The sequence below is a fragment of the Streptomyces sp. NPDC096136 genome, assembly GCF_044763325.1.
Lineage (GTDB): Bacteria > Actinomycetota > Actinomycetes > Streptomycetales > Streptomycetaceae > Streptomyces.
This window is the reverse complement of sequence record NZ_JBIWFZ010000007.1, coordinates 272,699-295,698: the sequence shown is the minus strand read 5'-3', so window position 1 is coordinate 295,698 and position 23,000 is coordinate 272,699. Positions and strand designations below refer to the sequence as shown.

The 23,000-nt window shown below is 73.4% G+C and carries 24 protein-coding genes; 19 read left to right on the top strand and 5 right to left on the bottom strand.

The window, feature by feature from the left end:
* The first annotated feature begins 10 nt into the window (after window positions 1-10).
* The gene (locus ACIRBY_RS17980; protein WP_403901517.1) at window positions 11-1,498 is read left to right on the top strand and encodes a PLP-dependent aminotransferase family protein; all 1,488 of its coding nucleotides are present in this window, start codon (window positions 11-13) and stop codon (window positions 1,496-1,498) included.
* 18 nt (window positions 1,499-1,516) lie between these two features.
* Here the strand turns inward: ACIRBY_RS17980 and ACIRBY_RS17975 are convergent, their stop codons facing one another.
* Both ACIRBY_RS17975 and ACIRBY_RS17970 read right to left on the bottom strand, forming a co-directional pair.
* Window positions 1,517-2,146: a response regulator transcription factor gene (locus ACIRBY_RS17975; RefSeq protein ID WP_042815756.1), complete on the bottom strand. Its 630-nt coding sequence runs from the start codon at window positions 2,144-2,146 to the stop codon at window positions 1,517-1,519.
* A gap of 2 nt (window positions 2,147-2,148) precedes the next feature.
* Entirely contained in the window at window positions 2,149-3,366 is a 1,218-nt protein-coding gene (locus ACIRBY_RS17970; protein WP_403901516.1) for an ATP-binding protein, read from the bottom strand.
* Between the two features lie 134 nt (window positions 3,367-3,500).
* Between ACIRBY_RS17970 and ACIRBY_RS17965 the strand changes: the two genes are divergently transcribed.
* Entirely contained in the window at window positions 3,501-4,589 is a 1,089-nt protein-coding gene (locus ACIRBY_RS17965; RefSeq protein ID WP_403901514.1) for an ABC transporter permease, read from the top strand.
* Window positions 4,586-5,296: an ABC transporter ATP-binding protein gene (locus tag ACIRBY_RS17960; protein WP_403901513.1), complete on the top strand. Its 711-nt coding sequence runs from the start codon at window positions 4,586-4,588 to the stop codon at window positions 5,294-5,296. The genes ACIRBY_RS17965 and ACIRBY_RS17960 overlap by 4 nt, the downstream gene beginning before the upstream one ends.
* A gap of 98 nt (window positions 5,297-5,394) precedes the next feature.
* Here the strand turns inward: ACIRBY_RS17960 and ACIRBY_RS17955 are convergent, their stop codons facing one another.
* Window positions 5,395-6,198: an IclR family transcriptional regulator gene (locus ACIRBY_RS17955; protein ID WP_042812829.1), complete on the bottom strand. Its 804-nt coding sequence runs from the start codon at window positions 6,196-6,198 to the stop codon at window positions 5,395-5,397.
* 336 nt (window positions 6,199-6,534) lie between these two features.
* Between ACIRBY_RS17955 and allB the strand changes: the two genes are divergently transcribed.
* A complete protein-coding gene (gene allB / locus ACIRBY_RS17950; RefSeq protein WP_403901643.1) occupies window positions 6,535-7,869 on the top strand; it encodes an allantoinase AllB in 1,335 nt (444 codons plus the stop codon).
* Window positions 7,870-7,871: 2 nt separating this feature from the next.
* Complete coding sequence (alc, locus tag ACIRBY_RS17945) at window positions 7,872-8,999, top strand: allantoicase (protein ID WP_403901511.1); 1,128 nt, start codon at window positions 7,872-7,874, stop codon at window positions 8,997-8,999.
* Window positions 9,000-9,107: 108 nt separating this feature from the next.
* Here alc and ACIRBY_RS17940 read toward each other — a convergent pair whose 3' ends face one another.
* A complete protein-coding gene (locus tag ACIRBY_RS17940; protein ID WP_403901510.1) occupies window positions 9,108-9,842 on the bottom strand; it encodes an SDR family NAD(P)-dependent oxidoreductase in 735 nt (244 codons plus the stop codon).
* Between the two features lie 179 nt (window positions 9,843-10,021).
* Here ACIRBY_RS17940 and ACIRBY_RS17935 point away from each other — a divergent pair, with 179 nt between their 5' ends.
* Both ACIRBY_RS17935 and ACIRBY_RS17930 read left to right on the top strand, forming a co-directional pair.
* Window positions 10,022-10,639: a dihydrofolate reductase family protein gene (locus ACIRBY_RS17935; RefSeq protein WP_403901508.1), complete on the top strand. Its 618-nt coding sequence runs from the start codon at window positions 10,022-10,024 to the stop codon at window positions 10,637-10,639.
* A gap of 155 nt (window positions 10,640-10,794) precedes the next feature.
* Window positions 10,795-11,712, top strand: a complete 918-nt coding sequence (locus tag ACIRBY_RS17930) for a DMT family transporter (protein WP_403901507.1) — start codon at window positions 10,795-10,797, stop codon at window positions 11,710-11,712.
* Window positions 11,713-11,910: 198 nt separating this feature from the next.
* Here ACIRBY_RS17930 and ACIRBY_RS17925 read toward each other — a convergent pair whose 3' ends face one another.
* Entirely contained in the window at window positions 11,911-12,915 is a 1,005-nt protein-coding gene (locus ACIRBY_RS17925) for a Gfo/Idh/MocA family oxidoreductase (protein WP_403901505.1), read from the bottom strand.
* Window positions 12,916-13,058: 143 nt separating this feature from the next.
* Between ACIRBY_RS17925 and ACIRBY_RS17920 the strand changes: the two genes are divergently transcribed.
* From ACIRBY_RS17920 to ACIRBY_RS17865, 12 genes are all read left to right on the top strand, one after another.
* Window positions 13,059-14,069, top strand: a complete 1,011-nt coding sequence (locus tag ACIRBY_RS17920) for a sugar ABC transporter substrate-binding protein (protein ID WP_403901503.1) — start codon at window positions 13,059-13,061, stop codon at window positions 14,067-14,069.
* A complete protein-coding gene (locus ACIRBY_RS17915; protein WP_403901502.1) occupies window positions 14,066-15,103 on the top strand; it encodes an ABC transporter permease in 1,038 nt (345 codons plus the stop codon). Before ACIRBY_RS17920 ends, ACIRBY_RS17915 begins: the two co-directional genes overlap by 4 nt.
* Complete coding sequence (locus tag ACIRBY_RS17910; RefSeq protein ID WP_403901500.1) at window positions 15,070-15,948, top strand: ATP-binding cassette domain-containing protein; 879 nt, start codon at window positions 15,070-15,072, stop codon at window positions 15,946-15,948. The genes ACIRBY_RS17915 and ACIRBY_RS17910 overlap by 34 nt, the downstream gene beginning before the upstream one ends.
* Window positions 15,945-17,105: an ROK family glucokinase gene (locus tag ACIRBY_RS17905; protein ID WP_403901498.1), complete on the top strand. Its 1,161-nt coding sequence runs from the start codon at window positions 15,945-15,947 to the stop codon at window positions 17,103-17,105. The genes ACIRBY_RS17910 and ACIRBY_RS17905 overlap by 4 nt, the downstream gene beginning before the upstream one ends.
* Window positions 17,102-17,692, top strand: a complete 591-nt coding sequence (locus ACIRBY_RS17900; RefSeq protein WP_403901496.1) for a hypothetical protein — start codon at window positions 17,102-17,104, stop codon at window positions 17,690-17,692. The genes ACIRBY_RS17905 and ACIRBY_RS17900 overlap by 4 nt, the downstream gene beginning before the upstream one ends.
* Window positions 17,693-17,716: 24 nt before the next feature.
* Window positions 17,717-18,349 (top strand): MBL fold metallo-hydrolase, encoded by a 633-nt coding sequence (locus tag ACIRBY_RS17895; RefSeq protein ID WP_403901494.1) that lies wholly within the window; start codon window positions 17,717-17,719, stop codon window positions 18,347-18,349.
* Window positions 18,350-18,379: 30 nt separating this feature from the next.
* A complete protein-coding gene (locus tag ACIRBY_RS17890) occupies window positions 18,380-19,159 on the top strand; it encodes an exodeoxyribonuclease III (RefSeq protein WP_403901493.1) in 780 nt (259 codons plus the stop codon).
* Between the two features lie 63 nt (window positions 19,160-19,222).
* Window positions 19,223-19,666 carry a DUF6278 family protein gene (locus tag ACIRBY_RS17885; RefSeq protein ID WP_403901492.1) on the top strand — a complete coding sequence of 148 codons (444 nt, stop codon included), beginning with the start codon at window positions 19,223-19,225 and terminating at the stop codon, window positions 19,664-19,666.
* Window positions 19,667-19,792: 126 nt separating this feature from the next.
* Window positions 19,793-20,536: an amino acid ABC transporter ATP-binding protein gene (locus ACIRBY_RS17880; RefSeq protein ID WP_390689381.1), complete on the top strand. Its 744-nt coding sequence runs from the start codon at window positions 19,793-19,795 to the stop codon at window positions 20,534-20,536.
* A gap of 12 nt (window positions 20,537-20,548) precedes the next feature.
* The gene (locus tag ACIRBY_RS17875; protein WP_403901490.1) at window positions 20,549-21,457 is read left to right on the top strand and encodes a glutamate ABC transporter substrate-binding protein; all 909 of its coding nucleotides are present in this window, start codon (window positions 20,549-20,551) and stop codon (window positions 21,455-21,457) included.
* A gap of 17 nt (window positions 21,458-21,474) precedes the next feature.
* Window positions 21,475-22,119, top strand: a complete 645-nt coding sequence (locus ACIRBY_RS17870; protein ID WP_366452929.1) for an amino acid ABC transporter permease — start codon at window positions 21,475-21,477, stop codon at window positions 22,117-22,119.
* A complete protein-coding gene (locus tag ACIRBY_RS17865; RefSeq protein ID WP_403901488.1) occupies window positions 22,116-22,994 on the top strand; it encodes an amino acid ABC transporter permease in 879 nt (292 codons plus the stop codon). The genes ACIRBY_RS17870 and ACIRBY_RS17865 overlap by 4 nt, the downstream gene beginning before the upstream one ends.
* The last annotated feature ends 6 nt before the right edge of the window (window positions 22,995-23,000 follow it).

The window sequence follows — 23,000 nt, the reverse complement described above, 5'->3', positions numbered from 1 at the left end:
GGAGGTTGGCATGGCGAACGGGCGAGTGGTCCATACGGCGGACAGGACGGTCGGCAGCCGGCAGCTCGCCGCGATGCTCCCGGCGGAGGTACTGGCCCGCCCCGGCTACCGCTCCCTCGCCGACGCCCTGCGCACCCTGATCCTCGACGGCCGGATCGCCCTGCACGTGCGCCTGCCCGCCGAACGCGAGCTCGCCGAGGCCGTCGGAGCCAGCCGCGCCACCGTCACCGCCGCCTACGACCTGCTCCGCGAGAGCGGCTACGTCCGCAGCCGCCGCGGCTCCGGCACCTGGACCGAGCTCCCCGAGGGGCACGGGCCGGTCGGCGCCCACCTCCTGGTCGGCGGCGCCGGCGGCCGGGCCGACGGGGAACCCGGCATCGACCTCGCCATCGCCGCCATGGGCGCCCCCGCCGACAGCCTCACGGAAGCCCTCGCCTGGGCGGCGCCGCGCCTGCCCGCACTCGCCCGCAGCCCCGGCTACCACCCCTTCGGCCTGCCCGACCTGCGCGCGGCCGTCGCGGACCGCTTCACCCGGCGCGGGCTGCCCACCCGCCCCGAGCAGATCCTGGTCACGGCCGGCGCCCAGCAGGCCTTCGCCCTGGTCGTCAGCCTCCTGTGCCGGCCCGGCGACCGGGTCGTCACCGAGAGCCCCACCTACGCCAACGCCCTCGACGCCCTGCGCCACGCCCGGCTGCGCACCGGCTCCATCCCCGTCTCCGACACGGGCTGGGACATGGAGACCGCCGAGGCCGTGCTCCACCAGACCGTCCCCCGGCTGGCGTACACCATCCCCGACTTCCACAACCCGACCGGCGCCCTGATGCCCGAGGAGCACCGGCTGCGGCTGCTGGCGGCGACCCGGGCCACCGGGACCTGGCTGGTGGTCGACGAGACCATCGCCGACATCGCCCTGGACGTCCCCGCCCCCGCGCCGCTGGCCTCGCTCGCCCCGCGCTCCGCGGCCGACCACGTGATCACCATCGGCTCGCTCAGCAAGACCCACTGGGGCGGCCTGCGGGTGGGCTGGGTCCGGGCCACCGCGAAGCTGGTCAACGAGCTGACGGCGGTACGGGTGTCCGCCGACATGACCGGCTCCGTCCTCGACCAGGTGGTGGCCATGCCGCTGCTGGAGGGACTGGAGCGGTCCCTGCCCCGGCGCCTGGCCGAGCTGCGGATCCAGCGCGCGGCCCTGGTGGGCTCCCTGGAGCGGCACACCCCGGAATGGTCCTGGCGGCTGCCCCCCGGCGGCCTCTCGCTCTGGGTGGACCTCGGCGAGCCGGTCAGCTCCGCCCTGGCCGAGCGGGCGGCCGCCGCCGGGGTGCACATCGGCCGCGGCGCCCGCTTCGGCGTCGACCCGGGGACCTTCGAGCACCGCCTGCGCATCCCGTACACCCTGCCCCCCGACCGCCTCGACGAGGGCGTGCGCCTCCTCGCGGCCGCCTTCCACGACGGCGTGCCGCTCGCCCCGGGAGTGGACCGGCCCTACTGGGTCGCCTGAGCCGCGGCCGGACCCGGACTACGGCGTGCGGATCAGCCGGCGGGTGGCGGCCGCCGCCACCGCCGCCGTACGGGAGTCCACGCCGAGCTTGGCGTACACGTGCACCAGGTGGGACTTGACCGTGGCCTGGCTGAGGAAGAGCCGCTTGGAGATCTGCTGGTTCGACAGCCCGTCCGCGACCAGCTGGAGCACCTCCAGCTCCCGCTTCGTCAGCGCCTCCGCGGGGGTCCGCATCCGGTCCATCAGCCGCAGCGCCACCGCCGGGGCCAGCGCCGACTGCCCGGCCGCGGCCGTGCGCACCGCCGCCGCCAGCTCCTCCGGCGGGGCGTCCTTGAGCAGGTACCCCGAGGCCCCGGCCTCCACCGCCGCGAGGATGTCGGCGTCCGTGTCGTAGGTGGTCAGGACGAGCACCCGGGGCCCGCCCGGCCGTGCGGTGATCGCCGCCGTGGCCGCGGAGCCGTGCATCCCGGCCCCGAACTGGAGGTCCATCAGCACCACGTCCACCGGCTCGGACGCCGCCAGCTCCACGGCCCGCTCCGCCGTCGCCGCCTCCGCGACCACCGCGAAGTCCGGTTCGGTGTCCAGCACCGCGCGCAGCCCCGCGCGGACCACCGGATGGTCGTCGGCGAGCAGCAGCCGGATGGTCATCGTCAGGCCTCCAGGGGCAGCGGCAGGGTGACGGCCACGGCGGTGCCCTGGCCCGGATCGGACTCCACGGTGAACAGGCCGCCCAGCGACTCGGCCCGCGCCCGCATCGCGGGCAGGCCGAAGCCGCCCTCGCCGGTCGGGGCCGAGGCGGGGTCGAAGCCCCGCCCGTCGTCGACGACGTCCAGCGTCACCGAGGAGTCCATGAAGGTCAGGGTGATCTCCGCCCGGTCCGCCCGGGCGTGCCGCACCACGTTGGCCAGCGCCGACTGCGCGATCCGCAGCAGGGCCACCTCGTACGGGGTGGGCAGCTCGCGCGGCGGGCCGCTCACCGAGAAGCGCACCCGCGGGCCCGGCGCCCCCGAGCACAGCCGCTCCAGCGCCCCCGCCAGCGACCCGTGCTCCAGGTCCGGGGGCGTGAGGGCGCGGACGAACCGGCGCGCCTCGGCGAGGTTCTCCTGCGCGGCCTCCCGGGCCCGGGCGATGTGCCCGAGGGCTGCCGCCGCGGGGGACGGGGATACGGCCGCGGGGGTCGCCGGGTCCTCCGAGAGGGCCCGTTCGGCGGCCCTCAGCAGCAGCTGGATCGAGGACAGGCCCTGGGCCAGGGTGTCGTGGATCTCCCGGGCCAGCCGCTCGCGCTCGGCGAGGATGCCCGCGCCCCGCTCGGCCGCCGCCAGCTCGGCCCGGGTGGCGATCAGCTCCTCGATCAGCTCGCGGCGCCGCTCGCTCTCCCGGTACAGCGCCTGGTAGCCCAGGACGGTGGCCACGGCGACCGCCCCGCCCAGCAGCGGCCCGAGGAAGGCCCCCGGGGTGATGGCGCCGCTGTGTCCCAGGAACCCGCCGATCGCCGCACAGGCCGTGACGGCGACCGCCGCCAGCCCCCAGCGCAGCCGCAGCAGGTGCAGCTCCAGGAAGTAGAGCGGGAAGGCCAGCCACAGCCCGTCGGGGGAGAGGACCAGCAGGGCGGCCCACACCGCGCCCATCGCGGCCAGCCACAGTCCGGCCGCGCGCGGCGACCGGCCGACCGCCGGGGCGCGCACGCCCGCCGCGTACACGGCGGCCAGCAGGGCGCAGACGGCGACGGCCCACCCGGCGCGGGGCGCGGAGTCGGCGACGGCCCGGCCGGCCGCCAGCGCGAGCAGCCCGGCGAACAGGGCGTGCAGGCACAGGCGCAGGACGCGGGTGACGGGGGTCGGGGGGCGGGAGGGCGCGGCGGAAGTCATCGTCCGACCAGCGTAAGCGGGCCGCCGAGGGGCCCGGTCAACCGAAAGTTCGATATCGGAATGCCTCCTTCGATACCAGGATCGCTCCCGTGGCGCGATGCCCGGGACCCCCGCGGAAGACCAAGGTGGGGGACATGTTCGTCGCATGGAGAGATCTACGGTTCGCCAAGGGCCGCTTCGCCCTCATGGGCTCGGTCGTTCTGCTGATCACGTTGTTGGTCGGCCTGTTGTCGGGGCTCACGTCCGGTCTGGCCCGGGAGAACATCTCGGCCGTCACCGGGCTGCCCGCCTCGCGGCTGGCCTTCGCCGTCCCACCGGGGGACCAGAAGGTCTCCTTCACCAACTCCCAGCTGCCCGAGAGCGCCTGGCGGACCTGGCGCGGGCGCCCCGGCGTCACGGTCGCGGAGCCGCTCGGCATCCGCACCACCAACGCCCTCGCCGGGGAGCGCACCGCCGCCGTCTCCGTCTTCGGCGTCGAGCCGGCCGGCCGGCTCGCCCCCAAGGGGGCGAGCCTGGGCCAGGGCAGGGTGGTCCTCGCGCAGAAGGCGGCCGAGGAGCTCGGCGGGGTCACCGCCGGGGACCGGATCAGGGTCGGTCCGCTGGAGCTGACGGTCGCCGCCGTCTCGGGCACCGCCGCCTACAGCCACACCCCCGTCGTCTGGATGGACCTGCACGACTGGCAGCGCATCGGCAACCCCGGCGCCTCCGCGGAGACCTCCGCCACCGTCCTCGCCCTCGACGGCTCCGGGGACGTGGACTGGGCCGCCGGCGACAAGGCGGCCGGGACGCTTGCCCAGACCGTCGACGAGGCACTGGGCGCCATAGGGTCCTACCAGGCCGAGAACGGCTCGCTCCAGCTGATGCGCGGCTTCCTCTTCGCCATCTCCGCGCTGGTCATAGGGGCCTTCTTCACGGTGTGGACGATCCAGCGCAGCGCCGACATCGCCGTGCTGAAGGCGCTGGGCGCCTCCACCCCGTACCTCCTCAAGGACGCCCTCGGCCAGGCCGTCGTGATGCTGGCCGTCGGCACCGGGGCCGGCACCGCGCTGGCGTCCGGCATCGGGGCCCTGATCAGCGGCGGCGACGTGCCCTTCGTCCTCGACGCCGCCACCGTGCTGGCCCCCGCCGCGATCATGATCGTGCTCGGTGCGCTGGGCGCGGCCCTGTCCATCCGGCGGATCACCGCCGTCGACCCGCTGACCGCCCTCGGGAGCGCACGATGACCCTCCTCCTGCACGACGTCACGCTCACCTACCCGGACGGGGACGGCCGCCTGACCGCCCTCGACGCGGTCGAGCTGGAGGTGCCGGCCGGCACCCTGACCGCCATCGTCGGGCCCTCGGGCTCCGGGAAGTCCAGCCTGCTGGCCGTCGCGGCCACCCTGGTCACCCCGGACTCCGGCCGGGTCCTCGTCGCGGACCGGGACACCGCCCGGCTCGGCGCCGCCGAGAAGGCGGCCCTGCGCCGCGAGGAGATCGGCATCGTCTTCCAGCAGCCGAACCTGCTGGCCTCGCTGACCGCGGCCGAGCAGCTCCAGGTGATGGCCCACCTCTCCGGCCGCCCGGCCCGGCAGCTGCGCCGCCGGGCCCTGGAGCTGCTGGACGCGGTGGGCCTGGCCGACAAGGCCGACAAGCGCCCCCACCAGCTCTCCGGCGGGCAGCGCCAGCGGGTGAACATCGCCCGCGCCCTGATGAACGAGCCCTCCGTGCTGCTGGTCGACGAACCCACCAGCGCCCTGGACCACGAGCGCGGCGCCGCCGTCCTGGACCTGCTGGTCACCCTCACCCGCGAGCGGTCCACCGCCACCGTCCTGGTCACGCACGACCGCACCCACCTGGACCGGATGGACCGCACGGCGACCATGACCGACGGCCGGCTCACCCACGGCGCGCGCCCCGCCGAGCCCTCCGAGGCCGCCGCGGCGGCCTGAGCCCGGCCGCACCCGGGCCCGCACGCGCGAGAGCCCCGGCGCCCCCCGCAGGGGGAGGGGCGCCGGGGCTCTCGTCCTGCGGACGCGGCCGTACGGCCCTACGCGGGGGTCTGGCTCTGCAGGGCCACCGACAGCTCGGCGGCCACCCCCTGGAGGATCGGCACGAAGGACTCGGCCACCTCCTGCGTCACCCGGCCGGCCGGACCCGAGATGGAGATCGCGGCGGCGGTCGGCGAGTTCGGCACCGACACGGCCAGGCAGCGGACCCCTATTTCCTGCTCGTTGTCGTCGACGGCGTAGCCGACCTTGCGGACCTGCTCCAGCGCCTCCAGGAAGCCCTCGGGCGTGGTGATGGTCTTCTCGGTCGCGGCCGGCATCCCGGTGCGCGCCAGCAGGGCGCGCACGTCCTCGGCCGGGGTGTGGGCGAGCAGCGCCTTGCCCACACCCGTGGAGTGGGGCAGCACCCGCCGGCCCACCTCGGTGAACATGCGCATGGAGTGCTTGGACGGGACCTGGGCGACGTAGACGATCTCGTCCCCGTCGAGCAGGGCCATGTTGGCGGTCTCGCCGGTCTCCTCGACCAGACGGGCCAGGTAGGGGCGCGCCCAGGTGCCCAGCAGCCGCGACGCGGACTCGCCGAGGCGGATGAGGCGGGGCCCGAGGGAGTACCGTCGGTTGGGCTGCTGCCGGACGTAGCCGCAGGCGACGAGGGTGCGCATCAGGCGGTGGATGGTCGGCAGCGGCAGGCCGCTCGCGGCGGAGAGCTCGCTGAGGCCGACCTCGCCCCCGGCGTCGGCCATCCGTTCGAGCAGATCGAAGGCGCGCTCGAGGGACTGGACGCCACCGCTGGCGGCGGTGGGCTTGGCGGAAGCGTCGGTGGTGCTGGCGCTGGACGTCGGCACGGCGCGGTCCTTTCGGTGCTGGCAGGCAAGGAAGCAGCCTACCGGTCGGTCGACGTCGGCCCTAGAGCCGGGCCTCGGCCGTCCCCGCCGGTCAGAGGCGGTTTGTCCTGGTGGCGGACGTCCTCGGGAAGTTACCTGCCCGGGTGCCGGTGGTGGTAGCTACATTCTGGATAGTGAAATCTTAATTCCATCTCGTGGAAACATCCAATTGCGGCGCGCACGCGTCAGTGGTCCGTCCGGGCGCTCTTGACGGGCCCCGGATCGGGGTGAAGACTCCGTCAACAGAACGTTGAATTTCGCTCTGTGGAAGTAGATGGGGAGGTTCCGGTGGCCGACGTGGCGGTGGAACTGGTACTGCGCTCGACACGCGTCATCACCCCCGAAGGGACGCGCGCCGCCTCGGTGGCCGTGGCCGGCGGGAAGATCGCGGCCGTGCTGGCGTACGGGGCCGAGGTACCGGCCGGAGCCCGGCTGGAGGACTTCGGCGACGACGCCCTGCTCCCCGGCCTGGTGGACACCCACGTCCACGTCAACGACCCGGGCCGCACCGAGTGGGAGGGCTTCTGGACGGCGACCCGCGCGGCCGCCGCCGGAGGCATCACGACCCTGCTCGACATGCCCCTCAACTCCCTGCCGCCCACCACCACGGTCGACAACCTCCGCGTCAAGCAGGAGGTCGCCCGGACCAAGGCGCACGTGGACGTGGGCTTCTGGGGCGGCGCCCTGCCCGACAACGTGAAGGACCTGCGCCCGCTGCACGACGCCGGCGTCTACGGCTTCAAGTGCTTCCTGTCGCCCTCCGGCGTCGACGAGTTCCCCCTGCTGGACCAGGAGCAGCTGGCCACCTCCCTCGCGGAGATCACCGGCTTCGGCGGCCTGCTGATCGTGCACGCCGAGGACCCGCACCACCTGGAGTCCGCCCCGCAGAACCCGGGCCCCAAGTACGCCGACTTCCTCGCCTCCCGTCCCCAGGACGCCGAGAACACCGCGATCGAGAACCTGATCGCCCAGGCGAAGCGGCTGAACGCCCGCGTGCACGTCCTGCACCTGTCCTCCGCCTCCGCGCTGCCGCTGATCGCCGCCGCCAAGGCCGAGGGCGTGCAGATCACGGTCGAGTCCTGCCCGCACTTCCTCACCCTCACCGCCGAGGAAGTCCCGGACGGCGCCACCGAGTTCAAGTGCTGCCCGCCCATCCGCGAGGCCGCGAACCAGGACGTCCTGTGGGACGCGCTCGCCGACGGCACCATCGACTGCATCGTCTCCGACCACTCGCCGTCCACCGCGGACCTGAAGACCGGCGACTTCGCCACCGCCTGGGGCGGCATCTCCTCCCTCCAGCTGGGCCTGCCGGCCATCTGGACCGAGGCCCGCAGGCGCGGCCGCACCCTGGAGGACGTCGCGCGCTGGATGTCCACCGCCCCGGCCGCGCTGGCCGGACTCGCCGCCAAGGGCGCGATCGAGGCCGGCCGTGACGCCGACTTCGCCGTCCTGGCCCCCGAAGAGACCTTCACCGTGGACCCGGCCGAACTCCACCACCGCAACCAGGTCACGGCGTACGCGGGCAAGACCCTGCACGGCGTCGTGAAGTCCACCTGGCTGCGCGGCAGGCGGATCGCCGACCACGGCACCCCGACCGAGCCCACGGGCCTCCTCCTTGAAAGGCAGAACTGACAGTGGCACAGCGTTCGACTGGACTGGCTTCCTTCACCGGTAACGCGAACCCGTACGGGGGCGGCGACCCGTACGCGGACTACCGCACCGCGGAGTTCGAGTTCACCCAGTACGCCAACCTCGCCGCGCGCGAGCTGGGCGCCGGTGTGATCGCCGCCAACGACGAGTTCTTCGCCCAGCGCGAGAACCTGCTGATCGCCGAGGCCGCGCACTTCGACCCCGAGCACTTCGGCCACAAGGGCAAGATCATGGACGGCTGGGAGACCCGCCGCCGCCGCGGCGTCTCCGCCGAGCAGCCCTGGCCGACCGCCGAGGACCACGACTTCGCCCTGATCCGCCTCGGCGCCCCCGGCGTCATCCGCGGCATCGTCGTCGACACCGCCCACTTCCGCGGCAACATGCCGCAGGCCGTGTCCATCCAGGGCGCCTCGGTCGAGGGCTCCCCGACCGAGGAGGAGCTGCTCTCCGACGACGTCAAGTGGACGACCCTCGTCGAGCGCACCCCGGTCGGCGGCCACGCGGCCAACGGCTTCGAGGTGAACGTCGAGCAGCGCTTCACGCACCTGCGCCTCAACCAGCACCCCGACGGCGGCATCGCCCGCCTGCGCGTCTACGGCGAGGTCCGCCCCGACCCGAAGTGGCTGGCCGTGCTGGGCACCTTCGACGTCGTCGCCCTGGAGAACGGCGGATCCGTCCAGGACGCCTCCAACCGCTTCTACTCCCCGCCGACCAACACCATCAACCCGGGCCGCTCCCGCAAGATGGACGACGGCTGGGAGACCGCCCGCCGCCGTGACAACGGCAACGACTGGATCCGCTACCAGCTCGTGGCGGAGTCCGAGATCCGCGCCGTCGAGATCGACACCGCCTACCTCAAGGGCAACTCGGCCGGCTGGGCCTCGCTGTCGGTCAAGACGGGCGAGGAGGGCGAGTGGACGGAGTTCCTGCCGCGCACCCGCCTGCAGCCCGACACCAACCACCGCTTCGTGCTGGACGCCCCGGCGGTCGGCACCCACGTACGGATCGACATCTTCCCGGACGGCGGCTTCTCCCGCCTGCGCCTGTTCGGTTCGCTGACGGAGGCGGGCGCGGCCGCGCACGCCGCCCGTCACCAGGAGCTGGGCGGCTGAGTCCGCTCCGCCCGCCGGCCGCCCCGGGGGCCGACACCCCCGGGGCCCGGTGACGGCCCTGCCCGACGGGCGCACCGCCGCGGCGGTGCGCCCGTCGGCGTGCGCGCCCTACGCGGCGTGCCCGCCGTCCACGGAGAACTCCGCGCCCGTGACGTACCGGGAGTCCGGACCGGCGAGGAAGGAGACCATCGCGGCCACCTCGTCCGAGGTGCCGAAACGGCCCAGCGCGGTCAGCGCGCGCTGCCCGTCCGCGTACGGGCCGTCGGCCGGGTTCATGTCGGTGTCCGTCGGGCCGGGGTGGACCAGGTTGGCGGTGATCCCGCGCCCGCCGAGCTCCCGTGCGAGGGCCTTCGTCAGCCCGGTCAGGGCCGCCTTGCTCGTCGCGTACAGGGTCCCGCCGGGGCCCGGCACCCGCTGGGTCATGCAGCTGCCGACGCTGATGATCCGCCCGCCGGGGCCCAGGTGCGCGCTCGCGGCCCGGGCCGCGAGGAAGGCGCCCCGGACGTTGACCGCGAGGACCCGGTCCACGTCCGCGAGGGTGAGCGCGTCCACCGGGCCCAGCACCCCGACGCCGGCGCTGTTGACCAGCACATCGAGCCGGCCGAAGGCGCGCACGACCTCCTCCACCGCCTGCCGTGGGCCCTCGGCGGAACCCGCGTCGGCCCGTACCGCCAGGCCCCGGCGCCCGAGCGCCTCGATCCCGCACACGACCCCGGCCGCCGCCGCGGCCCCGTCGACGTAGGTCACCGCGACGTCGAAGCCGTCCTCGGCCAGCCGCAGCGCGGTGGCGGCCCCGATCCCCCGGCTGCCGCCCGTCACCAGGGCCACCGTGTTGCCGTTCATGTCCGTTCCCTCCCGGAGCTGTTTGGTTGCGAGTTCAATCAAATCGGGAGGGGGGCGGAGGCGCTGGCGGGAATCCGACCTCGCGTTCACGCGCGCCGCACCGACGGGCTCCGCGGCGGGCGCGAGTCTGAGCGGTGCGGGGAACCGGACGCACATCGCACGGCAAGGAGCGCGGAGCCATGGGAAAGCTGACCCTCACCACCTTCCTGACCCTCGACGGGGTGATGCAGGCCCCCGGCGGGCCCGAGGAGGACACCAGCGGCGGGTTCGCCTACGGCGGCTGGCTCGTCCCCTTCGCCGACCAGGGCATGGGGGAGTTCGTGACCGGGCTCTTCGGCCGGGCCGGGGCCTTCCTGCTCGGCCGGCGGACGTACGAGATCTTCGCCTCCTACTGGCCGCACCACGACGACCCCGCCGACCCGGTCGCGGGCGGGCTCAACCGGCTGCCCAAGTACGTCGCCTCCACCACCCTGAAGGAGCCCGCCTGGGGTCCGGCCGCGGTCCTGGACGGCGAACAGCTCCAGGCGGAGGTCGTCCGGGCCAAGGACGCGACCGAGGGGGAGCTCCAGGTGCACGGCAGCGGGCAGCTGGCGCAGTGGCTGCTCGCCCGGGACCTCGTCGAAGAGCTGAACCTGCTGGTCTTCCCGGTCTTCCTGGGCGCGGGCCGCCGCCTGTTCCCCGTCGGGGGCCTGCCCACGGCCTTCGAGCTGCTCTCCTCGCGCACCACCGAGCGGGGCACGGCCATCCAGAGCTACCGCCCGACGGGGCGCGCCGCCTTCGGCTCCTTCGCCGACTGAGCGGCCGCGGGGACGGGGCCCGCCCCGGCGTGGCGGGCTCGGCGGGAGGGCGGGCGGCGCACGCTCGACCGGCAAGATCGACTCCGTTACCGTGGGCCCGTACCCGTGCGAGCCGCCGACGTCTCCACCCCCTGCCCGCCGTCGGAGCCGCCCCGGTGTCCAGCCTCGCCGCCCCCGCCCCCGCCCTCGCCCCCCGCCGGGCCCGGCTCGCGGACCTGCCCGTCCTCCTCGTCGCCGTCGTCTGGGGCGGCAGCTACCTCGCGGCCAAGGGCATCACCGCCGCCGACACCGTCGTCGCGGTCCTCGTCCTGCGGTTCGCCCTCGTCCTGCCCGTCCTGGTCCTCGCCGGACGGCGGCGGCTGCGGGCGCTGAGCGCCGCCCAGCTGCGCGGCGCCGGGCTGCTGGGCCTGGTCCTCGGGGGGATCTTCCTGCTGGAGACCTACGGCGTGGTGCACACCTCGGCCACCAACGCCGGGCTGATCATCAGCCTGACCATGATCTTCACCCCGCTCGCCGAGTCCGCCGTACGCCGTACGGCCCCCTCGGGCCCCTTCCTCGCGGCCGCCGCGGTCTCCGTCGCCGGGGTCGTCCTGCTCACCCAGGGCGCCGGCTTCACCGCCCCGGGCGCCGGCGACCTGCTCATCCTCGGCGCGGCCCTCGCCCGTACCCTGCACGTCCTGCTGATGGCGCGGACCGAGGCCGTCCGGGGCGCCGACTCCCTCTCGCTCACCACCGTCCAACTCGGCGGCGCGGTCCTGGTCTTCGCCCTGCTGGCCGCCCTGCCCGGCACCGGCGACGGCCCGTGGGCCACCGCCCTCGCGTTCGGCCCCGCGCAGTGGGCGGGCCTCGCCTTCCTCTCCGTGTTCTGCACGCTCTTCGCCTTCTTCGTGCAGATGTGGGCCGTACGCCGCTCCTCACCCTCCCGCGTCAGCCTGCTCCTCAGCACCGAACCGCTCTGGGCGGCGGCCGCCGGCACCGCCCTCGGCGGCGAACACCTCGGCCCGGCCGGCCTCGCGGGCGCGGCGCTCGTCCTCGTCGGCACCGCCTGGGGCCGCCGCGCCATGGCCGGATGACACCCCGGCCGAGCGGCCGGAATCAGCCGGGTCCGGCGCCCGGCCCCGCATTAACCTGACTGCATGCCCCGACCGGACGCCAGCGCGCACGACACGGACCCCGCGGCGGACCCCCGCCGGGCCCGGCCGCCGGCGCGCCGGTAGCCGCCGCCCGTGCGCCTTACGCCGTGCGCCGCGCCGCGCGGGCCCCGCCCGGCCTCACAGGTCCGCGAGCTCCTCCAGCCGCACCGGGCGCCGCTCCCGGCGCGAGAGCTCGCACGCCTCCGCGACCCGGAACGCCGCCAGGGCCTCCCGGCCGTCGCAGGGGTTGGCCCCCTCGCCGCGCACCAGCCGGACGAAGGCCGCCAGCTCTGCCTCGTAGGCGGGGGCGAACCGCTCCAGGAAGCCGGTCCACGGCTTGCTCGCGGGGGGCGGCCCGTGCGGCTCCGTCGAGGCGATCGGGGTCCGGTCGTCCAGCCCGCAGGAGACCTGGTCCAGCTCTCCGGCGAGCTCCATCCGCACGTCGTACCCGGCGCCGTTGCAGCGCGTGCCGGTGCTGGTGACCAGGGTGCCGTCGTCCAGGGTGAGGACGGCCGCCGCCGTGTCGACGTCGCCGGCCTCGCGGAACAGGGCCGGCCCCGCGTCCGAACCGGTCGCGTAGACCTCGGCGACCTCCCGCCCGGTCACCCAGCGCGCCATGTCGAAGTCGTGCACCAGGCAGTCCCGGTACAGGCCCCCGGAGGCGGCGAGGTAGGCCGCGGGCGGCGGGGCCGGGTCGGCCGTCATCGTGCGGACGGTGTGCAGCCGCCCCAGGGCGCCCGAACGGACCAGCTCCCGCGCGGTCCGGTAGCCGGCGTCGAAGCGGCGCATGAAGCCCACCTGGAGCAGCCCCCCGACGGCGCCCACCTCGCGCAGCACCGCCAGGGTCCGGGCCAGGTCCGGGGCCAGCGGCTTCTCGCAGAACACCGGCAGCCCGCCGCGCGCGGCCCGGACCACGAGCTCGGCGTGCCCCTCGGTGGCGCAGGCCACGACCAGCGCGTCCACGCCCCAGGTGAAGACCTGGTCGACGGAGGGGGCGGCGGTGGCGCCCAGCCGGTCCGCGAGCCGCGCGGCCCGCTCCGGCTCGGCGTCGGCCAGCAGCAGCGAGCCGGCGTCCCGGTGGCGCGCCAGTGCGGCCGCGTGGAAGGACCCGATCCGGCCCGTTCCGATGAGCCCGATGCGCATGCACTCAACCTGACCCCGTACGGGGGACCTGTCAATCCGCCGGCGCCCGCCCCGATGACCCCCCGGGGTCCGCTGTGGCGGATACTGGGCGGCTGACACCGGAAATGACCGATTCATGACGGACGAGGGAAGGGCACGGGGACGTGGCTAGGGTTCGGACAGGGGTACGCGTCGTCGGCGCCGTGCTCGCGGCGGTACTGGGGGCCTCCCTCGCGGGCTGCAGCAGCACGGGCGGCAAGCGTGCCGAGGAACGGGCGAAGGCCGCGGAGGCGGGCCGCCCCGCCGTGTCCACACCGCGCTGGACCTTCGCGATGGTCACGCACGCGGGCGACGGGGACACCTTCTGGGACATCGTGCAGAAGGGCGCCAAGGAGGCGGCCGCGAAGGACAACATCAACTTCGTCTACTCGCACGACGACCAGGCGCAGCAGCAGGCCCAGTTCGTCCAGAACGCCATCGACCAGAAGGTCGACGGGATCATCGTCAGCCTGGCCAAGCCCGAGGCCCTCAAGGACGTCGTCGGCAAGGCCGTGAAGGCGGGCATCCCCGTGATCACGGTCAACTCCGGCTCCGCCCAGTCGGCCGAGTACGGGGCCCTGACCCACATCGGCCAGGACGAGGAGATCGCCGGCGAGGCCGTCGGCACCGAGATGACCCGGCGGGGCCTGAAGAAGGCCGTCTGCGTCCTGCACGAACAGGGCAACGTCGGCCACGAGCAGCGGTGCGCGGGGGCGAAGAAGACCTTCGGCGGCAGCATGGAGAACCTCTACGTCGAGGGCACCAACATGCCCTCCGTCCAGGCCGCCATCCAGGCCAAGCTCCAGGCGGACCCCACCGTCGACGGCATCCTCACCCTGGGCGCCCCCTTCGCCCCCACCGCCGTCAAGGCCAAGGAGGCCGCGGGCAGCAAGGCCGAGGTGGACACCTTCGACCTCAACGAGTCCGTCGCCCGCGACCTGAAGTCCGGCGCCCTGGGCTTCGCCGTGGACCAGCAGCCCTACCTCCAGGGGTACGAGGCCGTGGACCTGCTGTGGCTCCACCGCTACAACGCGGACGTGCTCGGCGGCGGCCGCCCGGTGCTGACCGGGCCGCAGATCGTCACCGCCGCCGAGGCCGCGAAACTGGAGTCGTACATCAAGCGGGGCACCCGATGAGCGCCGCCGCCCCGCCCGCCGACGAGCGGCTCGCGCCCGTCTCGCACCTGCGCAGGCTGCTGGCCCGCCCCGAACTGGGCGCGGTCGTCGGCGCCGCCGCCGTCTTCGTCTTCTTCTCCTTCGCCGCGGACAGCTTCCTGAAGGCCTCCAGCCTCAGCACGGTCCTCTACTCGGCCTCCACCATCGGGATCATGGCCGTCCCGGTCGCCCTGCTGATGATCGGCGGCGAGTTCGACCTCTCCGCCGGCGTCATGGTGACCACCTCGGCGCTGGTCGCCTCGATGTTCAGCTACCAGATGACCGCCAACGTCTGGGTCGGCGTCGGCGTGTCCCTGCTGGTCACCCTCGGCATCGGTTTCTTCAACGGGTTCATGCTGACCCGCACCGGGCTGCCCAGCTTCATCATCACGCTCGGCACCTTCCTCATGCTGACCGGCCTGAACCTCGGCTTCACCAAGCTGATCAGCGGAACCGTCTCCACCAAGTCCATCGCCGACATGGAGGGCTTCCCCTCGGCCCGGGCGCTCTTCGCCTCCCAGTGGAACGTCGGCTCGGTCACCCTCAAGGTCACCATCCTGTGGTGGCTGGCCCTGGTCGCCGTCGCCACCTGGATCCTGCTGCGCACCCGCGCCGGCAACTGGATCTTCGCCGTGGGCGGCGGCGCCGACGCGGCCCGCGCCACCGGCGTCCCGGTCGTCAAGACCCGCATCGGCCTCTACATGGGCGTCGCGCTGTGCGCCTGGATCTCCGGGCAGCACATCCTCTTCTCCTTCGACGTCGTCCAGTCCGGGGAGGGCGTCGGCAACGAGTTCCTCTACATCATCGCGGCCGTCATCGGCGGCTGCCTGATGACCGGCGGCTACGGCTCGGCGATCGGCGCGGCCGTCGGCGCGTTCATCTTCGGCATGGCCAGCAACGGCATCGTCTACGCCCAGTGGAACCCGGACTGGTTCAAGTTCTTCCTCGGGGCCATGCTGCTGCTCGCCACGCTGCTCAACGCATGGGTCCGCAAGCGGGCGGAGGCACGGGCATGAGCACGCCCCTGGTGAAGCTGACCGGAGTCAGCAAGTACTACGGCAACATCCGCGCCCTCCAGGACGTCTCCCTGGAGGTCTCGGCCGGCGAGATCACCTGCGTCCTGGGCGACAACGGCGCCGGCAAGTCCACCCTCATCAAGATCATCGCCGGGCTGCACCGGCACGACGCCGGCACCTTCGAGATCGAGGGCGTCCCGACCGGGCTGGCCAACCCGCGCGCGGCCCTCGACCGCGGCATCGCCACCGTCTACCAGGACCTCGCCGTCGTCCCCCTGATGCCGGTCTGGCGGAACTTCTTCCTGGGCTCCGAGCCGACCCGCGGGCGCGGCCCGCTGCGCCGCCTCGACGTGGCCTTCATGCGCGAGACCACCCGCACCGAGCTGCTGCGCATGGGCATCGACCTGCGCGACGTCGACCAGCCGATCGGCACCCTGTCCGGCGGCGAGCGCCAGTGCGTGGCCATCGCCCGCGCCGTCTACTTCGGCGCCAAGGTCCTCGTCCTGGACGAGCCCACCGCCGCCCTCGGCGTCAAGCAGTCCGGCGTGGTCCTCAAGTACGTCGCCGCCGCCCGCGACGCCGGACTCGGCGTGGTCCTCATCACCCACAACCCGCACCACGCCCACCTGGTCGGCGACCGTTTCGTCCTCCTCAAGCGCGGCACCATGGCGGGCAGCCACACCCGCGACTCGATCACCCTCGACGAGCTCACCCGGCAGATGGCCGGGGGCTCCGAGCTGGAGGAGCTGAGCCACGAACTGCAGCGGGTGGCAGAATCAGGACGGGACACCCCCTCCGGGACCGCCCCCGCCACCGCCTCCGACAGGGACGACACGACTCGATGAGCACCTACCGGGACTTCTCGCTCGCCCACCGCGGGTCGGCGCGAGGCACCGTCCTGCGGACCATCGGGACCCGTGAGCGCCGGTCGCACCTGACCGCCCCCCGCGTCCCGACCGTCGGCATCGACATCGGCGGCACCAAGGTGATGGCCGGCGTGGTCGACGCCGACGGGGCCATCCTGGAGAAGATCCGCGCGGAGACCCCGGACAAGTCCAAGAGCCCCAAGGTCGTCGAGGACACCATCGTCGAGCTGGTCCTCGACCTCTCCGACCGGCACGACGTGCACGCGGTGGGCATCGGCGCGGCCGGCTGGGTCGACGCCGACCGCTCCCGCGTGCTGTTCGCCCCCCACCTCGCCTGGCGGGACGAGCCGCTGCGCGACGCCCTCCAGGCGCGCCTCGCGGTCCCCGTCATGGTGGACAACGACGCCAACACGGCCGCCTGGGCCGAGTGGCGCTTCGGCGCCGGCCGCGGCGAGGACCACCTCGTCATGATCACGCTCGGCACCGGCATCGGCGGGGCCATCCTGGAGGGCGGCCAGGTCAAGCGCGGCCGCTACGGGGTGGCCGGCGAGTTCGGCCACATGCAGGTCGTCCCCGGCGGACACCGCTGCCCCTGCGGCAACCGCGGCTGCTGGGAGCAGTACAGCTCCGGCAACGCCCTGGTCCGCGAGGCCCGCGAGCTGGCGGCCGCCGACTCCCCGGTCGCCCACGACATCATCGCCAGGGTCGGCGGCAACGTCCACGAGATCACCGGGCCCCTCATCACCGAGCTGGCCCGCGAGGGCGACGCCATGTGCGTCGAGCTCCTCCAGGACATCGGCCAGTGGCTCGGCGTCGGCATCGCCAACCTCGCCGCCGCCCTCGACCCCTCGTGCTTCGTCATCGGCGGCGGCGTCAGCGCCGCCGACGACCTGCTCATCGGCCCCGCCCGGGACGCCTTCCGGCGCCACCTCACCGGCCGCGGCTACCGCCCCGAGGCCCGCATCGCCAAGGCCCAGCTGGGACCCGAGGCGGGCATGGTCGGAGCCGCCGACCTCGCCCGGCTCGTCGCCCGCCGCTTCCGGCGCGCCACGCGCAGGCGCGTCGAGCGGTACGAGCGCTACGCGCAGTCCGGGCGCCGCGCCGGCGCCGCCCCCGAGGAGCAGGAACAGCAGTGACACCGCCCACCTTGCCCCGCCAGGCCTCCTCCCCCGAGGCGGGCGGCGGCCGGCCCCCCACCGCCGAGGAGCGGCGCAGCACCGTGCGCCGCCGCTGGGTCACGGCGCTCATCATCCTGCTGCTCGTCGGCGTCCCGGCCGGCTACCTGTTCATCTCGGCCCAGCAGAGCCGGGAGAGCGGCAGGGACAAGGCCGCCCGGGTCGGCGCCGTCAAGGTGCGCCCCGACTGGCCCTCCAAGGTGCAGCGCAGCATCTACGAGGTGCCGATCCCGCTGATGGCCTCCTCCGTGGGCTACCTGGAGACCAACAACTGGCACACCAGCCGGCTGTACGTCCAGTTCCAGGTCACCCCGCAGCAGCTGGACACCTTCCTCGCCGACGTCGGCACCAGCCGCGGGGCGCTGACCCCCGGGGTCTCGATCTCCGAGCGCGACGCCCACGTCGCGGGCTGGAGCTGGAGCCCCCGGCACCAGTGGTCCGGCATCACCCTGGAGGCCCAGGACCCGCGCCCCACCCGCGACGTCACCGTCGACTTCGCCAATCCCCGGGCCCCCCGCGTCTACGTGGTCTCCACCACCGTTCCCTAGGCCGCCCGGCATAGGGTGGGGATCATGAAGCTCACCAAACGGCTGCACTCCTGCGTCCAGTTGGAGAAGGACGGGCACACGCTCGTCATCGACCCGGGCGTCTTCAGCGAACCGGACGCGGGCCTCGGGGCGGACGCCCTGCTGGTCACCCACGAGCACCCCGACCACTTCGACGAGGGCCGGCTGCGTGCCGCCCTGGACGCCAACCCGGCGGCGGCCCTGTGGACCCTGCGCAGCGTCGCCGAGCGGATGGCCGCCGCCTACCCGGGCCGGGTGCACGCCGTCGGCCACGGCGACACCTTCACCGCCGCCGGGTTCGAGGTCCAGGTCCACGGCGAGCTGCACGCCGTGATCCACCCGGACCTCCCCCGCGTCACCAACGTGGGCTACCTCGTCGACGGCTCCCTCTTCCACCCCGGGGACGCGCTCACCGTGCCGGACGCCCCCGTCGAGACCCTGATGCTCCCGGTGCACGCCCCCTGGAACAAGATCTCCGAAGTGGTCGACTACGTCCGCGAGGTCAAGCCGCGCCGGGCGATCGACATCCACGACGCCTACCTCGCCGACCTCGCCCGGCCGATCTACGACGGCGCCCTGGACAACCTCGGCGGAGCCCCCCACAGCCGGCTCGGGGCGGGCGAGAGCGCCACCCTCTGACTGTCGGTGCCGGGCGGTAGGTTGGTGGACATGCGTATCGCCACGTTCAACGTCAACTCGATCACCGCCCGGCTGCCCCGCCTGCTGGCCTGGCTGGAGGCCTCCGGCACCGACGTGCTCTGCGTCCAGGAGACCAAGTGCTCGGCCGAGCAGTTCCCCGCCGACGCGCTGCGCGAGCTGGGCTACGAGTCGGCCGTCAACGCCACCGGCCGGTGGAACGGCGTGGCCCTGCTCTCCCGGGTGGGGCTGGAGGACGTCGTCGTCGGGCTCCCCGGCGGCCCCGACTACGAGGGCGTCCAGGAGCCCCGCGCCGTCTCCGCCACCTGCGGCGGCGTGCGCCTCTGGTCGGTGTACGTGCCCAACGGCCGCGAGGTCGAGCACGACCACTACGGCTACAAGCTGGACTGGTTCCGCGCCCTGACCGCGGCGGTCGCCGAGGACGCGGCCGGCCCGCGCCCCTTCGCGGTCCTCGGCGACTACAACGTGGCCCCCACCGACGAGGACGTCTACGACCCGGCGGTCTTCGAGGGGCTCACCCACGTCACCCCCGCCGAGCGGGCCGCCCTGGAGGCGCTGCGCGGCGCCGGCCTCTCCGACGTGGTGCCGCGCCCCCTGAAGTACGACCGCCCGTACACGTACTGGGACTACCGCCAGCTCTGCTTCCCCAAGAACAAGGGCATGCGCATCGACCTGGTCTACGGCAACGAGCCCTTCGCGAAGGCGGTCAAGGACGCCTACGTCGACCGCGAGGAGCGCAAGGGCAAGGGCGCCTCCGACCACGCGCCGGTCGTGGTCGACCTCGATCTGTAGAAGGCCGCGGGATCGGGGCGCGCCCTGTGGCCAGCCGGGGATCCTGGTGCCAGGCTGGGCGGTATGCGCATCCCCTTCCTGGCCAACTGGCTGCACCGGGACGAGACGGAACGGGGGCCCGCGACAGTTGCCGTCGCCCTCGCGGACGATCCCGAGGGCATCGCCGAGCTGTTCTCGGAGTGCGAGCTGCTGCGCGACCACGCGAGGGCGGCGGGTCTGGAACTCGACCGGACCCCGGCCTCGTTGGAGGCGCTCGACCAGCTGATGCCCCGCTGGCGGCGCGACCCCGAGGCGGTGCCCTGGCTGGGCAGCGACGCGGGCTTCTACCTGGGGACCGTGATCGTGCGGACCGTCCCGGGGACCGGCTGGCAGGTGTGGCCCAACGGCCGGCCCGTGCTCCGGCTGGCCTCGGGGCGGGAGCTCGACGTGGTCGAGTCGGGGGTGTCCTGGGCGATGACCGGTTCCCCCGAGCTCAGCCAGGTCTACGCGGAGGCCTCCGAGGGCTGACCGGGCGGGTCCGCCGACAGCCTCATGTGCTTTATGTACCTTTCGGGCGTGTCGAGGTGAAGTGCCCTTCGGCGGCTGGATAGTTTGCGCTGACCTCGACACACCCACAAAGGGGCAGGGCAGCGTATGGCCGTCGAACCGTTGATCGAGCTGCGGGGCGTCAACAAGCACTACGGGAATCTGCACGTCCTCCAGGACATCGACCTCACCGTCGGCCGCGGAGAGGTCGTGGTGGTCATCGGCCCCTCCGGCTCCGGCAAGTCCACCCTCTGCCGGACCATCAACCGCCTGGAGACGATCGGCTCCGGCGAGATCCTCCTGGACGGCCGCCCGCTGCCCGCCGAGGGCAAGGAGCTGGCGCGGCTGCGCGCCGAGGTCGGCATGGTCTTCCAGTCCTTCAACCTCTTCGCGCACAAGACCGTCCTCGCCAACGTCTCCCTCGCCCAGATCAAGGTCAGGAAGCGGGGCAAGGAGGAGGCCGACAAGCGCTCCCGGGAACTCCTCGACCGGGTCGGCCTGGCGAGCCAGGCCGACAAGCTCCCCGCCCAGCTCTCCGGCGGACAGCAGCAGCGCGTGGCCATCGCCCGCGCCCTGGCCATGAACCCCAAGGCCCTGCTCTTCGACGAACCCACCTCCGCCCTCGACCCCGAGATGATCAACGAGGTCCTGGAGGTCATGCAGCAGCTCGCCGCCGAGGGCATGACCATGGTCGTGGTCACCCACGAGATGGGCTTCGCCCGTTCCGCCGCGAACCGCGTCGTCTTCATGGCCGACGGCAGGATCGTCGAGGACCGGACCCCGGAGGAGTTCTTCTCCGCCCCCGAGAGCGAGCGGGCCCGGGACTTCCTCTCCAAGATCCTCAAGCACTGAGGGGCGGCCCCGATGAAGCACGTCCTGCGCACGCTCGCCCTGGTCCTCGCCCTGCTCGCGGCCGTCTGCGGCTGCGGCAGGAGCGGCAGCCCCCCGGTCAAGGGGCCGCAGCCCGAGGACCTGCCCGTCTACCGCGTCGACACCGGATTCCAGCTGCCCGCGTCGCCCACCTGGGAGAGGGCGAGGAAGCGCGGCCACCTGGTGGTCGGGGCCAAGGAGGACCAGCCGTACATGGGGTCCAAGGACCCCGCCACCGGCGCCTACTCCGGCTTCGACATCGAGATCGCCAGGATGATCTCCGCCTCGCTCGGCTTCGACCCCAAGACGATCGAGTTCAAGACGATCTCCTCCGCCAACCGCGAGACCGCCCTCCAGAACGGACAGATCGACTACTACGTGGGCACCTACACCATCAACGACAAGCGCAAGAAGCAGGTCGGATTCGCCGGGCCCTACTTCATGGCCGGACAGTCCCTGCTGGTCCGCCGGGGCGAGAAGGACATCAAGGGTCCCGAGGACCTCGCCGGCAAGCGGGTCTGCTCCGCGGCCGGCTCCACCCCGTACCAGCGCCTGCAGAGCGAGCACCCCGAGGCGGTGCTCGTCGCCTACGACACCTACGCGGTCTGCGTGGACAACCTGCTGACCTACCAGGTGGACGCGGTCTCCACCGACGACTCGATCCTCCTCGGCTACGCCGCCAAGGCCCCCGAGGAGCTCAAGGTCGTCGGCAGTCCCTTCTCCAAGGAGCCGTACGGCGTCGGCGTCCCGCGCTCCGACACCGCCCTGCGCCTCGCCATCGACGACGCCCTGGCCGCGCACGAGGCCAACGGCGACTGGAGCAAGGCCTACGGGGCCACGCTCGGCCTCTCCGGCCGGCCGGCCCCCCGACCGCCCGCCATCGACCGCTATCCCGCGGGCTGAGGGGAGGGCACACCACCATGGACGTACTCACCGAGAACTTCGCGCTCTACGGCAAGGGCTTCCTCGGCACCGTCGAGCTCACCGTCTACTCCTCGCTCCTCGCCCTGGTCCTGGGCTTCCTGATGGCCGCCTTCCGCGTCGCGCCGGTCGGCTCCTTCCGGGTCTTCGGCACGGTCTGGGTGAACGTGCTGCGCAACACCCCGCTCACCCTGCTCTTCTTCGCCGTGCTGCTGGGCCTGCCGCGCTTCGGGCTGGTCCTGCCCTTCCAGGTCTTCGCCGTCCTCACCCTCGGCTGCTACACCTCGGCCTTCATCTGCGAGGTGCTGCGCTCGGGCATCAACACCGTGCCCAAGGGGCAGGGGGAGGCCGCCCGCAGCCTGGGGATGGACTTCCGGCAGACCCTGGGCACGGTCGTGCTGCCGCAGGCCTTCCGTTCCGTCATCCCGCCCATCGGCTCGACGCTGATCGCCCTCGCCAAGAACTCGGCCATCGCCGGGGCCTTCAGCGTCACCGAGCTGCTGGGCACCTACAAGCCGCTCAACGAGATGGGCTACAACATCGTCTGGACCTTCGTCTGGATCGCCGTGGGCTACCTGATCATCACCCTGTCCATCAGCGCGCTCTTCCACGTGCTGGAGAAGCGCTACGGAGTCGTCCGATGACCGCGCACGCGCTGCACGGGGACCAGGAGTCCACCGCCCTCTACGACCTGCCCGGCCCGAAGACCCTGCACCGCCACTTCGTCTACGGGATCGTCTCGACGGCGGTGATCCTCGGCCTGCTCGCCTGGGTCCTCTACCTGCTCTTCGACACCCACCAGTTCACCGCGGCCAAGTGGAGCCCCTTCACCTACAAGGGCATCCAGGAACTGCTGCTCCGGGGCCTGGGCAACACCCTCAAGGCCTTCCTGTACGCCTCGGTGCTCTCGCTGGCGCTCGGCGCGGTGCTGGCCGCCGGCCGGCTCTCGGTGCACCGGGCCGCGCGCTGGCCGGCGACGCTGTGCGTGGAGTTCTTCCGGGCCATGCCGGTGCTGGTGATGATCTTCTTCATCTTCGTCGCGCTGAAGGTGCAGCCGCTGCCCGCCCTGGTGGCGGGGCTCACCCTGTACAACGGCTCGGTGCTCGCGGAGGTCTTCCGCACCGGGATCGACTCGGTGGAGCGGGGGCAGCGCGAGGCGGCGTACGCGCTCGGCATGCGCAAGACGCAGGTGATGACCTCCGTCCTGGCCCCGCAGGCGGTCCGGGCGATGCTGCCCACGATCATCAGCCAGCTGGTCGTGGCCCTGAAGGACACCTCGCTCGGCTACCTGATCACCTACGAGGAGTTCCTGCACGCGGGCAAGCTGATCGCCTCGAACCTCGACTACGACCTGCCGTTCATCCCCGTGGTGATGATCATCTCGCCGATCTACATCGGGATGTGCATGCTGCTGTCCTGGTTCGCCACCTGGGTGGCCCGGCGGGAGCGGCGCAGCCTCAAGACCAGGGCCGTCGTGGTCGCCCCCGCCGAACCGGGCACGGTGCTGCCGGGAAGGTAGCCGCCG